This window comes from Pseudomonas sp. NPDC088414, assembly GCF_044753325.1.
Classification (GTDB): domain Bacteria; phylum Pseudomonadota; class Gammaproteobacteria; order Pseudomonadales; family Pseudomonadaceae; genus Aquipseudomonas.
In genome coordinates this window covers 30,696-45,876 of sequence record NZ_JBIVMY010000018.1, presented here as the reverse complement: position 1 = coordinate 45,876, position 15,181 = coordinate 30,696, and the positions used below count along the sequence as shown (strand labels likewise).

Sequence of the window (15,181 nt, the reverse complement as noted above, 5' to 3'; positions counted from 1 at the left end):
AATAAGGGCGGATTAGGAATTCAGGTCTTGCAGTTCGAGCGTCAGCGGCTCCGGGCCGGACAGCTTCACGCGCTCATTGGCGGCCAGCGACAGGGTCGCGCCGACCACATTCGGGCGGATCGGCAGCTCGCCGGCGTCCAGGTCGAGCAGGCAGACCAGGGTCACGCTGGCGGGGCGGCCGTAGTCGAACAGTTCGTTCATGGCAGCGCGGATGGTGCGGCCGCTCATCAATACGTCATCGATCAGCACCAAATGCTGGCCTTCGATCTCGAAGGGCAGGGCCGAGGGGCGCACTTGCGGGTGCAGGCCGTTCTGGCTGAAGTCGTCGCGGTAGAAGGAAACATCCAGCGTGCCCAGCGGCGCGTCGCTGCCCAGTTCCTTGAGCAGGGCCTGCGCGACCCAGATGCCGCCAGTGCGGATGCCGATGTAACGCGGTTCGCTGATATCACGCTGTGCAAGGTGCGCCTTGAGGCGGGTCGCCATCTGGCTGATCAGATCGGCGGGATTGGGCAGGCTCATGGTTGCTCCTTCGTGATTCCGAGCCGCGTCCTGCCGGACGTGGCTGGGTTTATAACCAAAAGAAAAGCGCCGAAGCGCTTGTCAGGATTCAAACAATGCAGTGTTTTCATCGAGCCAGCCCTGCAACAGCAGGGCGGCGGCGATGGCGTCCACCGGGTTGTCGCGGTAACTGCCTTTCTGCCCGCCGCGCACCAGTCGTTCACCCTTGGCTTCAAAAGTGGTCAGGCGTTCGTCGTGGGTATAGAAGGGCACATTGAAGCGGCCGTTGAGGCGCCGGGCGAATTTTTCGGCGCGCAGGCACATTTCGCTTGGCGTGCCGTCCATGTTCAGCGGCAGGCCGACCACCACGGCGTCGGGTTTCCATTCCTTGAACAGCGCTTCGACCTGATTCCAGTCGGGTACGCCGTTCTGCGCTTTGAGGGTGCACAGCTCGCGGGCCTGGCCGGTAATCACCTGGCCGACCGCAACGCCGATCTGTTTGGTGCCGTAGTCGAAGCCGAGAATCAGGCGCAGGGCCATCAGGCGTGCCCCGCCTGACTGGTCAGCAGGCTGAGGTTGATCCCCAGGTGCCGGGCCGCTGCTTCCAGACGCAGTTCGCTGCTGGTGTTGAACAGGATGTCGGCGTCGTACGGGCAGGTCAGCCAGGCGTTGTCGGCCAGTTCGGCTTCCAGTTGCCCGGCTTCCCAACCGGCGTAACCAAGGGCGATCACGCTTTTCGCCGGACCTACGCCGTCGGCGATGGCGAACAGCACGTCCTGCGAGGTGGACAGCGCCAGATCACCGTCCAGCTCGACGGTGGCCTGAAAGGTCTTGCCCGACGGGTGCAGGACGAACCCGCGATCGGTCTGCACCGGGCCGCCAATGAAGATCGGCACATGCTGGCACAGCGCTGGCGGATCGATGTCCGGGCGCAATTGCTCGAGAATGTCAGCCAGATTCAGCTCTTGCGGTCGATTGACCACCAGCCCCATGGCGCCATTGGCCGTGTGCTCGACGATGTAGGTCAAGGTGTGGGCAAAGTTCGGGTCGGCCATGTGCGGCATGGCGATCAGGAAGTGATGCTTGAGGTAGCTGGGGCTGACGTTTTTCATGAGCGATAGTGTGGCGTCGTAGGGGCAAACTGACAAGCTGACGATGCGTTGCAAATGGTCTTCACCGGACCTCTGTGGCGAGGGAGCTTGCTCCCGCTCGGCTGCGCAGCAGTCGTAAAACCTGACAACGCGGTGTATCTGGAAAAAGCAGGGGGCCGCTTCGCAGCCCAGCGGGAGCAAGCTCCCTCGCCACAAAAGCTCGCTTGGCGCTGGTCAGTTACTGGAGAGTTTGTCGCCCCGGGCGAATTTCCAGGTGCGGATGATTTCCAGTCGGTCGATATCCGACAGATCGCCGGTAAACGGCGCAAACGGTGCCGCCAGCCGGACGATGCGCTGCGCCGCCTGGTCCAGCAGCGGCTGGCCGGAGGACTCGAGCACCAGCACTTCATACAGCGAGCCGTCACGGTTGATCGAGACCATCAGGCGCAGATTGCCGTAAATCTGCTTGCGCCGCGCTTCCTCCGGGTAATTGAGGTTGCCGATGCGCTCGACCTTCTTGCGCCAGTCGTCCTTGTACCAGGCGCCCTTGTCGCGCATGGTCGAGGCTGCGCTCAAACGGTGGATACGCGGGCGCTTGGCATACAGCTGTTGTTCGTTGGCCAGTTCCGCTTCGAGGCTGGCGATGTCGCTGGACAGCTGCGAGCTGTCGAACGTCGGTGCGTTGACCGCAGGTTTGGTCTCGGTCTTGGTTTCTTCTTTCTTGGTCGGCGCCTTTTGCTGTTTCGGCGCCACAGTGGTCACCGCAGCCTTGGGCGCCGCTTCGCGCACTTCCGGCTTGGCGGCCGGAGGCGGTGTGACCTTCTTGACCTGATTGTCCTGGAACGGCGCGACCTCGGTGGTCTTGGGAATCGCCTTCTTGTCCAGCGTGCCGCTGCCTTCCTGGTTTTCCTGAGCGAGGAAATCAGCCTTTTTCGGCTTGGTTTCGCTCTTGAAGGTAGCGAGGGTGATTTCCAGGGTTTTGCTGATCTGCTTGGGCTCGACCATGGTAAAGCCGACGCCCAGCAGCAGCGCCAAATGAATCAGCGCCGCCAGAAACAGGGTAAATCCGAGGCGATCGGCCGGGCGCACGCCACGATGGGCGAGTTCTGCGGGCAGATCGGACGGGAGGGTCATGACAAGAAAACCAACATCGCGTTTTTCAGAGGCTGCGCATGATAACGCAATGTTGGTTTCACGCCTTGGGCTTCACGCTTCAAGCGACAAGCTGCATGTGACGCACGTCAAGCTTGCGGCTTTTTGCCGGCGGCTTGCAGCTTCTTGTCGATGGCATCCATCAGCATGCCGCCGATGTCGGTACCGAAAGCATTGTCGATTTCGCGGATGCAGGTCGGGCTGGTGACGTTGATTTCGGTGAGGTTTTCACCGATCACGTCCAGACCGACGAACAGCAGGCCTTTCTCACGTAAAGTCGGGCCGACTTGCGCGGCGATCCAGCGATCCTTGTCGGTCAGCGGACGCGCTTCTCCACGACCACCGGCGGCGAGGTTGCCACGGGTTTCGCCCAAAGCCGGGATCCGCGCCAGGCAGTAGTCCACCGGCTCGCCGTCGATCATCAGGATGCGTTTGTCGCCATCGACGATGGCCGGCAGGTAGCCCTGAATCATGATCTGCTGCTTGCCGTGCAGGGTCAGGGTTTCCAGGATCACCGACAGGTTCGGGTGACCGGCGGTGTGGCGGAAGATCGACGAACCGCCCATGCCGTCCAGCGGCTTGAGGATCACGTCGCCATGGTGGTCGGCGAATTCGCGCAGCACATCCGGGCGACGGCTGACAATGGTCGGTGGCGTGCACTGCGGAAACAGCGTGGCGAACAGCTTTTCGTTGCAGTCGCGCAGGCTCTGCGGCTTGTTGACCACCAGCACGCCGGCGGTTTCGGCCTGTTCCAGCAGGTAGGTGGAGTAGACGAACTCCATGTCGAACGGCGGATCCTTGCGCATCAGGATCACGTCGAGGTCGCTCAGCAGGTTGTCCTGCTCGGCGTCCAGTTCAAACCATTTTTCCGGGTTGGCGAAGACTTTCAGCGGCTTCATGCGTGCCCGGGCCTGACCTTCAGCCTGATACAGGTCGCGCTGCTCCATGTAGAACAGTTCCCAGCCCCGTTTCTGCGCGGCCAGCAGCATGGCCAGCGAGCTATCCTTTTTATAGGAAATGCTGGCGATAGGGTCCATGACAATCCCGACGCGAACGCTCATTGGGTTTTCCTCGAAAATTGGCTACCGGATCGGTATTGAAAAAGTGCCGCCAGAGTGGCTCCGGGCGGGTTTTCGGTCAAGGGAAAACCCGTCGATAGATTGGACCGGGAGACTGTGCTAAAAAGGCTGCCATGCGGTGCTGGCCCTTGAGCATCAAGGGTTTCCAGCCATTACTCATCGCAAAACGGACAATTTGATTCGCAAAGGCGACGGTAGAGCCCCCTTATGGAACAGCAGTCCAGCGCCTTGAAGGTCATGGTCATCGACGACTCGAAAACGATTCGTCGCACCGCCGAAACGCTGTTGAAGAATGTGGGCTGCGAAGTCATCACGGCCATCGACGGTTTCGACGCCCTGGCGAAGATCGCCGACCACCACCCCGGGATCATTTTTGTCGACATCATGATGCCGCGTCTGGATGGTTATCAGACCTGCGCTTTAATCAAGAACAACAGTGCGTTCAAGGCCACGCCGGTGATCATGCTGTCGTCGCGTGACGGGCTGTTCGACAAGGCCAAGGGGCGGATTGTCGGTTCTGATCAATTTTTGACCAAGCCTTTCAGCAAGGAAGAGCTGCTTGACGCGATTCAGGCCCACGTTCCGGGCTTCGCCGCCGTTTTGCCGCAGTAAGACACGTACAGTGACGCTCGGCCAGCGGGCCGGATGTCGACAAGAAAAATGGGGAAGACCATGGCACGTATCCTGATCGTCGATGATTCGCCGACTGAAATGTACAAACTCACCGGCATGCTGGAAAAGCACGGCCATGAAGTGCTCAAGGCCGAAAACGGTGCCGACGGCGTGGCCCTCGCCCGTCAGGAAAAGCCCGACGCGGTGTTGATGGACATCGTCATGCCTGGCCTCAACGGCTTTCAGGCTACCCGGCAACTGACCAAGGATGCCGAGACCAGCCACATCCCGGTGATCATCATCACCACCAAGGATCAGGAAACCGACAAGGTTTGGGGCACCCGTCAGGGCGCCAAGGATTACCTGACCAAACCGGTCGAAGAAGACATGCTGATCAAGACTCTGAACAACGTGCTCAAAGGCTGATCGCGTCGCCATGAACGAATCGCTGACCGCGTTCGAACTGCTGTGGCAGATCGACCAGCGCTGCCGCCTGCTGGCGGCGGACCTGCCGTCGCAACCCGGCCGTCAGGACCGCTGGAGCGGCATCGGCTTTCGCTTGGGCGAGCATTGGTACGTGACGCCGATGGGCGAAGTCAGCGAAGTGCTGCACGAACCGCGTTGCACTCAGTTGCCCGGGGTCAAGCCGTGGGTCAAAGGGGTGGCTAATCTGCGTGGGCGCTTGCTGCCGATCATGGATCTGTGCGGATTTTTCGGCCACGAGCTGTCGCCGTTGCGCAAACAGCGCAGGGTATTGGTGGTGGAGCACAACGACGTGTTTGCCGGGTTGCTGGTGGATGAGGTGTTCGGTCTGCAGCACTTCGAGCAGGGCAGCTTCGAGCCGATCTCGATCAGCAAGCGCCAGGGCTCCAAGGCCGAGTTCGTCAAAGGCTATTTCCGGCGCGAGCAGAACTGGCGAGTGTTCAGCCTGTTTGCGCTGGCGAAATCGCCGGTGTTCATGAGCGTCGCGATATAGCCGAAACACCATAAATCCATGGGGTGGGGTTCTGTGGCGAGGGGATTTATCCCCGATGGTTGGCAAAGCCAACCCAAAACCTGCATTCGCGATGCGCCAGATACAACTCAGTTTTGGGGCCGCTGCGCGACCCATCGGGGATAAATCCCCTCACCACAAATCCCACAGTGGACCGTGGCAGGTTTCATAGGCGAGGACCGATGACAAAAGCAAAAACAGGCAAATCGGCAGAAGGGTCGCGCAGTCGCTCGCAGATCATCGTGCTGTTCATCGCACTGATCGTGTTCATCATGCTGCTGTTCGCCAACTTCGCCTACCTCAACACCCAGGCCAACTACGACAAGCAGTACATCGGCCACGCCGGTGAGCTGCGCGTGCTGTCGCAACGCATCGCCAAGAACGCCACCGAGGCGGCTGCCGGGAAGGCTGCCGCGTTCAAGCTGCTGAGCGATGCGCGCAATGATTTTGCCCAGCGCTGGGGTTACCTGAAGAAGGGTGACCCGTCCACCGGCCTGCCGCCCGCGCCGGCCACCGTGCGCCCGGAAATGCGCGCGGTGCAGCTGGATTGGGAACGCCTGCTGAAAAACACCGACGCGATTCTCTCCAGCGAGCAGACCGTGCTCTCGCTGCATCAGGTCGCCGCGACGCTGGCCGAAACCGTGCCGCAGTTGCAGATCGAATACGAAAAAGTCGTCGAGATCCTTCTGCAGCGCGGCGCCCCGGCAGCGCAGGTGGCGATGGCCCAGCGCCAATCGCTGCTGGCCGAACGCATTCTCGGCGCGGTCAACACCGTGCTCGCTGGCGACGAAAACTCGCAGCAGGCTGCCGATGCGTTTGGCCGCGACGCCACCCGTTTCGGCCAGGTCCTCAACGGCATGTTGCAGGGCAACCCGACCCTGAAAATCAGCCAGGTCGAAGACCGTGATGCCCGTGCGCGGCTGAGTGAAATTTCCGAGCTGTTCCAGTTCGTCTCCGGCTCCGTGGATGAAATCCTCGAAACCTCGCCGGAGCTGTTCAAGGTTCGCGAGTCGGCGAGCAATATCTTCAGCCTGTCGCAGACCCTGCTCGACGAAGCCTCGCACCTCGCCAGCGGTTTCGAAAACCTTGCCGGCGGGCGCAACACCGACACCATTGGCGGCTACGTGCTGGGCTTGCTGGCGCTGGCTTCGATCATCCTGATCGGCATGGTCATGGTCCGCGAAACCAACCGCCAGTTGCGCGAGACCGCCGAGAAGAACGAGCGCAACCAGAACGCGATCATGCGCCTGCTCGACGAAATCGAAGACCTTGCCGACGGCGACCTGACGGTGACCGCCTCGGTGACCGAAGACTTCACCGGGACCATCGCCGATTCGATCAACTACTCGGTCGATCAACTGCGCGATCTGGTCGCCACCATCAACCTCACCGCCGGCCAGGTGGCCGCCGCCGTGCAGGAAACCCAGGCCACCGCCATGCACCTGGCCCAGGCCTCGGAGCATCAGGCGCAGCAGATCTCCGAAGCCTCGACGGCGATCAGCGACATGGCCCAGTCGATTGATCAGGTGTCGGCCAACGCCGCCGAATCCTCAGCGGTGGCCGAGCGTTCGGTGGAGATCGCCAACAAGGGCAACGAGGTGGTGCACAACACCATCCACGGCATGGACAACATCCGCGAACAGATTCAGGACACCGCCAAGCGCATCAAGCGTCTGGGCGAGTCGTCGCAGGAAATCGGCGATATCGTCAGCCTGATCGACGACATTGCCGACCAGACCAACATCCTCGCCCTCAACGCGGCGATTCAGGCGTCGATGGCCGGGGATGCCGGACGCGGTTTTGCCGTGGTCGCCGACGAAGTGCAGCGACTGGCCGAACGTTCGTCCGCCGCCACCCGGCAGATTGAAACCCTGGTGCGGGCGATTCAAACCGACACCAACGAAGCGGTGATTTCCATGGAGCAGACCACCACCGAAGTGGTGCGCGGCGCGCGACTGGCGCAGGATGCCGGTGTGGCACTGGAAGAAATCGAAGGCGTTTCGAAAACCCTCGCCGCGTTGATTCAAAGCATTTCCAACGCGGCGCAGCAGCAGACCTCGTCGGCCGGGCAGATTTCCCTGACGATGAACGTGATCCAGCAGATCACCTCGCAGACCTCGTCCGGCTCGACCGCCACCGCCGAGAGCATCGGCAATCTGGCGAAGATGGCCAGTCAGCTGCGCCGTTCGGTATCCGGTTTCACCTTGCCGTCGGCGTCCGCGACGGACAAGGCGTGAGTGGAGTGGTTATGGGTGACCGGCACGACTACGTGGCCCTCGAATGGGTCAAGGGTGAAATTGCCGAAACGCTGAGGCAGGCGCATCAGGCGATTGAAGCCGTGCTCGATGACCCGCAGGCCGCGCCGGGGCTGGATGAATGCCTGGCGTACATTCATCAGGTGCACGGCAGTTTGCAGATGGTCGAGTTCTACGGCGCGGCGTTGCTCGCCGAAGAAATGGAGCATCTGGTCGAAGCCTTGCAGCAGGGGCGCATTGCCCATCGCGACGAAGCGCTGCACTTACTGCTGCAAGCCTTCGGGCAATTGCCGATCTATCTCGATCGGGTGCAGAGTGCCCGCCGCGATCTGCCGCTGGTGGTGCTGCCGCTGATCAATGACCTGCGCAGTGCGCGCGGCGACAGCCTGCTCTCGGAAACCAGCCTGTTCAGCCCGCCACTGCCGGATTTGCCGCCGTTGAGCGCAGAAGCCCTGGCCGCGCTGGAGCCGGCCGACCTGCCCAACGTATTGCGCAAGTTGCGCCAGATGCTGCAAATGGCGCTGGTCGGGTTGCTGCGCGAGCAGGACGACCAGACCCACCTCGAATACCTGGCGAAAGTCTTCCAGCGCCTCGAAGCGCTGAGCGGCGATGCTCCGTTGAGTCCGCTGTGGCAAGTCGCTTCAGCGCTGGTCGAAGGCATGCGCGAAGGCGCCATCGCCAACAGCCCGGCGTTGCGCAGCCTGTTCAAGGACGCCGACAAGGAGCTCAAGCGCCTGCTCGAACAAGGCCCGCGCGGCCTCAATCAGCCGCCCCCGCCGGAGCTGCTGAAAAGCCTGCTGTTCTATATTGCCAAAGCCGAACATCCCACCGGGCAGATGCTGACCATGAAAGATCGCTACTCCCTGGACGACGCGTTGCCCGACAGCGCGATGGTCGACGAAGAACGTGCGCGTCTGGCCGGCCCCGACCGCGATGCGATGCGCTCGGTACTGGCGGCGCTGTGCGAAGAGCTGGTGCGGGTCAAGGAGCGCCTCGACCTGTTCGTCCGTAGCGACCGTCAGCACACCTCCGACCTGGAGAGTCTGCTGGCGCCGCTGCGGCAGATCGCCGACACCCTCGCGGTGCTCGGTTTCGGCCAGCCGCGCAAAGTCATCATCGACCAACTGGCGGTGGTGCTCAGCCTCGCTCAGGGCCAGCGCGAACCGAATGACGCGACCCTGATGGACGTGGCCGGCGCGCTGCTTTACGTCGAAGCCAACCTCGCCGGAATGGTCGGTACCGTAGAGCCGGAAAGCCCCGAAGACGCGCGCCTGCCGACCACCGACCTGACGCAGATCCATCAGATCGTGATCAAGGAAGCGCGCATCTGCCTGCAACAGGCCAAGGACATGATCGTCGATTACATCGACGCCGATTGGGATCGCCAGCAACTGCAACCGCTGCCGGAGTTGCTGACCCAGGTGCGCGGTGCGCTGGCGATGATTCCGCTGAGCCGCGCGGCGAGTCTGGTCGAGGCCTGCAACAGCTTTATTCGCGAACACCTGCTGCTCGATCCGCACCAGCCGGGCTGGCAGCAACTGGATAATCTGGCCGACGTCATCACCAGCCTCGAGTATTACCTCGAACGCCTGAGTGACGACCCGCAAGCGCCGAATGAACAACTGCTGGATGTCGCGCAAAAGAGCCTTGCCAGTCTGGGGTTCTTTCCACATGAGCCGCACGTGCCGCTGCTCGACGATGTGCTCAGCCCCAGCGAAGCGCTGGTGATGCAGGACCTGCAGGCGCTGGATGACCCCGAGACCGTGCAGTCGCTGGCAGATGTATTGGCCAGCCCGGTGTCGGCGCTCAACCCGCCGGCCTTGATCACCCCCCGCAGCCTGATGCCGCCGCCGGCCGATGAGGAGCCGGTGGACGATGAATTGCGCGAAGTGTTCCTCGAAGAGACCGACGAGGTGCTTGAAGTCCTGCACGAATACCTGCCGCGCTGGACGGCCGACACCCAGAACCGCGCCGCCCTGACCGAACTGCGCCGCGCCTTTCACACCCTGAAGGGCAGCGGGCGCATGGTGCGTGCGCTGATCCTTGGCGAGCTGGCCTGGGCTGTGGAAAACCTGCTCAACCGCGTGCTGGAGCACAGCGTCGAACCCGGCGCGCAGGTGCAGCAGTTGCTCACGGACACGGTGTTGTTGCTGCCGGAACTGATCAGCGAATTCGCCACTCAGCGCCAGCGGCAGCGCAGCGATGTCGATCAACTGGCGGCCCGCGCGCATGCGCTGGCCAAAGGCGTCGAGCCGCTGGCGGCCGAAGACGTCGATGATGTGGCAGCCCTCGACCCGCTGTTGCTGGAGATCTTCCGCAACGAGGCCGAAACCCACCTCGCCAGCCTCAACCGCTTCCTCGATCAGGCCGCCGAGCATGTGCCGCTGCCGGCCAGCGACGAATTGCAGCGCGCCTTGCACACGCTCAAGGGCAGTGCGTCGATGGCCGGCGTGTTGCCGATTGCCGAACTGGCGGCGCCGCTGGATAAACTGGCGCGCGAGTTCAAGGCGCATCAGTTGCCGCTGGATCTCGATGAAGTGGAATTGCTCCTCGAAGCCGAAGGCCTGTTCCGCGTTGGTTTGCGCCAGCTCAAGCACGATCCGCTGGCGCCGATTGTCGGTGCGCAGTCGCTGATCAAACGCACCGAAACGCTGCTGGCCGAACGTCTGGAGGCGATCCTCAGCGCGCCGAGCACCGGCCTGCGGATCAAGCGCGATCCGCAACTGATCAACAACTTCCTCGCCCAGGGCATGGACATCCTGCTCGACGCCGAAAGCCTGTTGCAACGCTGGCAGCAACACCCCGGCGAGCGCCAGGAACTCAGCGCGCTGCTGGACGAACTCACTACTCTGGGCGAAGGCGCACACCTCGCCGATCTGCTGCCGGTGGATGTGCTGTGCGAAGCCTTGCTCGACCTGTATGGCGCCGTCGAAGAAAGCAGCCTGGCGGTCAGCGACAGGTTTTTCCACGAAGCGCAGAACGCCCACGAAGCGCTGATCAACATGCTCGACGAACTGGCTGCCGGCCAGGAAATCACCCCGCAGCCGCAGCGCATCCGCGCCTTGCACGAACTGCTCGATGAAAGCCTCGACCCGACGGCGATGGGGCTGATTCGTAGCGACGGCAGCCGCACCTTGAGCATCCATGAGCTGGGCGCCGCCACCGCCGAACTGTCCCACGCCAATGCCGAGGCGGCGCCGGACGACGAGATCGTCGAGATCTTTCTCGAAGAAGCGGTCGACATTCTCGACAGTGCCGGGCAAGCCCTGCAGCGCTGGTTGAGCGACCCGGACAACGCTGCGCCGCTGTCGTCGTTGCAGCGCGATTTGCACACCCTCAAGGGCGGCGCGCGAATGGCCGAGGTCGATGCCATAGGCGATCTGGCCCATGAGCTGGAAAGTCTTTACGAAGGGCTGGTGGATCGTCGCTACAGTCACAGTGAAACGCTGGGTCGCTTGCTGCACAAGGGCCATGATCGCCTGGCCTTGTTGCTGGAGCAGTTGCAGGCGCATCAACCACTGCGCCCGGCGCAGGATCTGATCGAGACAATCCGCCAGTTCCGCCAGGGCGCCTCCGGCACTGCCGAAACGGCGCAACCGGCCGCCGATCACGACAGCGCCGCACATGACCCGGAACTGCTGGAAATCTTCCTCGAAGAAGGTTTCGACATCATCGAAAATTCCGGCGCGGCACTGCAGCGCTGGCAGGCCGAGCCGGGCAATCGCCAGGAAGTGGAAACCCTGCTGCGCGATCTGCACACCCTCAAGGGCGGTGCGCGGATGGTCGAGATCGGCCCGATCGGCGACCTCGCCCATGAGCTCGAATACCTTTACGAAAGCCTCGCCACCGGCGTGCTGCAACCGTCCGCCGAACTGTTCGCGCTGGTGCAGCGCGGGCATGACCGGTTGGCGCAGATGCTCGATGGCGTGCGCGCCGGGCAGCCATGCCCGCCGGCGGATCGGCTGATCAATGCGATCCAGAATTTCAGCCACCCGGCGACCCCGGACACGCCGCCGTCGTTGCCGCTTCCGGCCAAAACCGAGCCCGCAACACCCGCAGCTGATGCCGGCGCGGACATGGTCAAGGTCTCCGCCGAACTGCTCGATGACTTGGTCAATCTGGCCGGGGAAACCTCGATTTTCCGTGGACGTATCGAGCAGCAAGTCAGCGATGCGCAAACCGCGCTGAACGAGATGGAAACCACCATCGAACGCATGCGCGATCAGTTGCGCCGACTCGACACCGAAACCCAGGGACGGATCCTCAGCCGTCAGCAAGTCGATGCCGAACGCCTTGGTTACGAAGAATTCGACCCGCTGGAAATGGACCGTCATTCGCAGTTGCAGCAACTGTCGCGGGCGCTGTTCGAGTCCGCCTCCGACTTGCTCGATCTCAAGGAAACCCTCGACCGCCGCAATCACGACGCCGAAAACCTGTTGCAACAACAGGGGCGGATCAACACCGAATTGCAGGAAGGCCTGATGCGCACGCGCATGGTGCCATTCGAACGCATGCTGCCGCGCCTCAAACGCATCGTGCGGCAGGTCGCCGAAGAGCTGAACAAAGACGTCGCGTTCATCATCGGCAACGCCGAAGGCGAGATGGATCGCAATGTGCTGGAGCGCATGGCCGCGCCGCTGGAGCACATGCTGCGCAACGCCGTCGACCATGGTCTAGAGTCAGCCGAAGTGCGGCTGGCGGCGGGCAAACCGGCGCAGGGCACGATCACCCTCGACCTGACCCGCGAGGGCGGCGACATCGTTTTCGATATTCGCGACGATGGCGCCGGGGTGCCGCTGGAAGCGGTGCGGCGCAAGGCGATCAAGCGTGGTCTGCTCGCACCGGACGCCGAACTCAGCGACCGCGACGTGCTGCAATTCATCCTGCAGCCGGGGTTTTCCACGGCGGAAAAGATCACCCAGATTTCCGGGCGCGGCGTCGGCATGGACGTGGTTCATGAGGAAGTCCGTCAGCTCGGCGGTACCATGAGCATCGATTCGGTGCCGGGGCAGGGCGTGCATTTCCGCATTCGTCTGCCGTTCACCGTGTCGGTCAACCGTGCGCTGATGGTGCAGTGCGGCGAGGATCAGTACGCGATTCCGCTGAACACCATCGAAGGCATCGTCCGGGTGTTGCCGAATGATCTGGAAGCGCACTACCGCAACGATCCGCCGAGCTACCACTACGCCGGCCAGCGTTACGAACTGTGCTATCTGGGCGAGCTGCTGAAAACCGCGCCGCGGCCCAAACTGCTCGGCCAGAGCCTGCCATTGCCGGTGCTGCTGGTGCAGTGCAATGACCGGCACATCGCGGTGCAGGTCGATGCGATGGCCGGCACCCGCGAGATCGTGGTCAAGAGCCTCGGCCCGCAGTTCGCGGCGGTGCAGGGCGTGTCCGGGGCGACGATTCTCGGCGATGGCCGGGTGGTGCTGATTCTTGACTTGCTCGCGCCGATCCGCGCGATGCAGGCGCGGGTTGCGCAGCGTCCGGCGCAGGCGGAAATCGACAGCGAACCGCAGAAACCGCTGCTGGTGCTGGTGGTCGATGACTCGGTGACCGTGCGCAAGGTCACCAGCCGTTTGCTCGAACGCCACGGCATGAACGTGCTGACCGCCAAGGACGGCGTCGACGCGATGTTGCTGCTGGAAGAACACATGCCCGACCTGATGCTGCTCGACATCGAAATGCCGCGCATGGACGGCTTCGAAGTCGCCACTCAGGTTCGCCAGGACGAACGTCTGCAACACCTGCCGATCATCATGATCACCTCGCGCACCGGGCAGAAACACCGCGACCGCGCGATGGCCATCGGCGTCAACGACTACCTCGGCAAGCCGTATCAGGAATCGGTGCTGCTCGAAAGCATTGCCCACTGGAGCAAGAAACATGCATGAGCGCCGCCACAACGCGCGCACCAGCCAACTCACCGGCCTGCTGCTGCCACTGGCTGATCGCAATCTGATCCTGCCCAACGTCGCCGTGGCCGAGCTGATCGACTACCAGGCCAGCGCCTTCGATCTGGACACGCCACCGTGGTATCTGGGGCGGGTGAGCTGGCGTGAGCGACAGATTCCGCTGCTGAGTTTCGAGTCGGCCTGCGGGCAGAAAATCGTCATCGGCGAACGCGCGCGGATCGTCATCCTCAATGCCCTCGGTGGGTTGCCGCAGCTGAAATTCATTGCGCTGCTGGTGCAGGGGATTCCGCGTTCGTACAAGCTCGACAGTCAGTTGAGTTATGTCGATGTGCCGTTGTGTGCGCTGGAACAGGCAGCGGTGCAGGTCGGGGAGCAGGTGGCGAAAGTCCCGGATTTGTTGGGGTTGGAGCAGTTGTTGGTGGAGGCTGGGCTGGCTCACTGATCCTGCCTTTGTGGTGCTTTGACTGGCCTCATCGCTGGCAAGCCAGCTCCCACAGTGTCCGCGTCGTATTCGGATTTTGTGAATCACCCAAAACCCTGTGGGAGCTGGCTTGCCAGCGATAGGGCCAATTGAATCAGTAAATTCTCACAGGCAAATCCTCAATTCCTGCAGTGCAATAAACACCTTCCAGCACAGCTGTTTAAAGACACTCAGTGTTACGCCTAATCCGCCTACAAATCCTTGCGCCACTGCCTACGCATGCACCAGAATCCGCCGGCTTGTGCGCCCTCGGCGGGCTGCGTAACTTGATTGCGTCACTGATTCCCAGTGATCGGGTTTAGCAGCCCGGCTTCGTTTTATTCCGGTCGTACAAGTCTCATCCGGTCAGGCATTCGCCTGCGCTTGATGGTGGCTGTGTGCATGGCACCTTCGGGTGCGCCGGGTTCCGGAATGACCGGTCTGCTAACTTGCGCACAGCCGCCACCCTACCGTTTAGCAGCGGGATGGTGCGGCCTCACAGAGGTACATTCCGATGTTCAAAGTAACACCTAACCCGCCAGTCACCGACACGGCCTCCCCCTACGAGGCCCCCGAATCAAAGAAATTCCACGAAGCCGCCGAACGCGCCCTCGACCATTACCTCGGCCCGCCAAAACCCGACCTCATGGCCACGGCCTACACCCCCAACACGCTGTACATGGCCAACCCCGACGCCGACAGCGAATCCCTGTTGGCCGACGCCTCCGAATCCCTCGGCTCGGCCACGGTCATGCTCAACAACCATGCGGCGCTGGTGCAAGGCACGCACCGCAAGACACTGCAGGGCATTGCTCAGGTGGTGATGGTGGCGGAGATGGCGGTGAACCGGGTGTTGGATAAGTTGGTGCCGACGGAGTGATTAAAAGCCGACCCTCACCCCAGCCCTCTCCCGGAGGGAGAGGGGGCCGACCGAGGTGTCTGGCGTTGTACATCGACCTGAAAAACCGAGTCGATTATGGATTTGGTAAACCTGGTGAATTCCGGATTCAGTACAACACTCCCAGGTCGGCGTATCCCTTGAGCAACCCCCAATCAGTCCCCTCTCCCTCCGGGAGAGGGCTAGGGTGAGGGCAGCTCTCGATCGTTACCCTGACCGTAACGATC

At 62.3% G+C, this 15,181-nt stretch carries 12 protein-coding genes; 7 read left to right on the top strand and 5 right to left on the bottom strand.

Annotation, left to right across the window (positions count from 1 at the left end):
* Positions 1-12: 12 nt before the first annotated feature.
* The 5 genes from pyrR to gshB form a co-directional block, all read right to left on the bottom strand.
* Positions 13-519 carry a bifunctional pyr operon transcriptional regulator/uracil phosphoribosyltransferase PyrR gene (pyrR, locus tag ACIP8I_RS16545; RefSeq protein WP_007964111.1) on the bottom strand — a complete coding sequence of 169 codons (507 nt, stop codon included), beginning with the start codon at positions 517-519 and terminating at the stop codon, positions 13-15.
* An 81-nt stretch (positions 520-600) separates the two neighbouring features.
* A complete protein-coding gene (gene ruvX, locus ACIP8I_RS16540) occupies positions 601-1,038 on the bottom strand; it encodes a Holliday junction resolvase RuvX (protein ID WP_003229101.1) in 438 nt (145 codons plus the stop codon).
* Positions 1,038-1,610, bottom strand: coding sequence for a YqgE/AlgH family protein (locus ACIP8I_RS16535; RefSeq protein WP_007964108.1), 573 nt, complete (start codon positions 1,608-1,610; stop codon positions 1,038-1,040). Before ACIP8I_RS16535 ends, ruvX begins: the two co-directional genes overlap by 1 nt.
* Before the next feature lie 213 nt (positions 1,611-1,823).
* Complete coding sequence (locus ACIP8I_RS16530; RefSeq protein ID WP_007964106.1) at positions 1,824-2,723, bottom strand: energy transducer TonB; 900 nt, start codon at positions 2,721-2,723, stop codon at positions 1,824-1,826.
* Between the two features lie 107 nt (positions 2,724-2,830).
* Positions 2,831-3,802, bottom strand: a complete 972-nt coding sequence (gshB, locus tag ACIP8I_RS16525; protein WP_400762448.1) for a glutathione synthase — start codon at positions 3,800-3,802, stop codon at positions 2,831-2,833.
* 225 nt (positions 3,803-4,027) lie between these two features.
* Here gshB and pilG point away from each other — a divergent pair, with 225 nt between their 5' ends.
* The 7 genes from pilG (at position 4,028) to ACIP8I_RS16490 (ending at position 14,936) form a co-directional block, all read left to right on the top strand.
* Positions 4,028-4,432 carry a twitching motility response regulator PilG gene (pilG, locus tag ACIP8I_RS16520; protein WP_003229093.1) on the top strand — a complete coding sequence of 135 codons (405 nt, stop codon included), beginning with the start codon at positions 4,028-4,030 and terminating at the stop codon, positions 4,430-4,432.
* A gap of 60 nt (positions 4,433-4,492) precedes the next feature.
* The gene (gene pilH / locus ACIP8I_RS16515) at positions 4,493-4,858 is read left to right on the top strand and encodes a twitching motility response regulator PilH (protein WP_083367667.1); all 366 of its coding nucleotides are present in this window, start codon (positions 4,493-4,495) and stop codon (positions 4,856-4,858) included.
* 10 nt (positions 4,859-4,868) lie between these two features.
* Complete coding sequence (locus tag ACIP8I_RS16510) at positions 4,869-5,408, top strand: chemotaxis protein CheW (protein ID WP_400762447.1); 540 nt, start codon at positions 4,869-4,871, stop codon at positions 5,406-5,408.
* Positions 5,409-5,608: 200 nt separating this feature from the next.
* Complete coding sequence (locus ACIP8I_RS16505) at positions 5,609-7,663, top strand: methyl-accepting chemotaxis protein (RefSeq protein WP_007964095.1); 2,055 nt, start codon at positions 5,609-5,611, stop codon at positions 7,661-7,663.
* 11 nt (positions 7,664-7,674) lie between these two features.
* Positions 7,675-13,575 carry an Hpt domain-containing protein gene (locus ACIP8I_RS16500; RefSeq protein ID WP_400762511.1) on the top strand — a complete coding sequence of 1,967 codons (5,901 nt, stop codon included), beginning with the start codon at positions 7,675-7,677 and terminating at the stop codon, positions 13,573-13,575.
* Positions 13,568-14,038, top strand: coding sequence for a chemotaxis protein CheW (locus ACIP8I_RS16495; protein ID WP_330205875.1), 471 nt, complete (start codon positions 13,568-13,570; stop codon positions 14,036-14,038). Before ACIP8I_RS16500 ends, ACIP8I_RS16495 begins: the two co-directional genes overlap by 8 nt.
* A 532-nt stretch (positions 14,039-14,570) precedes the next feature.
* On the top strand, positions 14,571-14,936 hold the full coding sequence (locus tag ACIP8I_RS16490; RefSeq protein ID WP_400762444.1) for a DUF6124 family protein: 366 nt from the start codon (positions 14,571-14,573) through the stop codon (positions 14,934-14,936).
* Positions 14,937-15,181 lie beyond the last annotated feature (245 nt).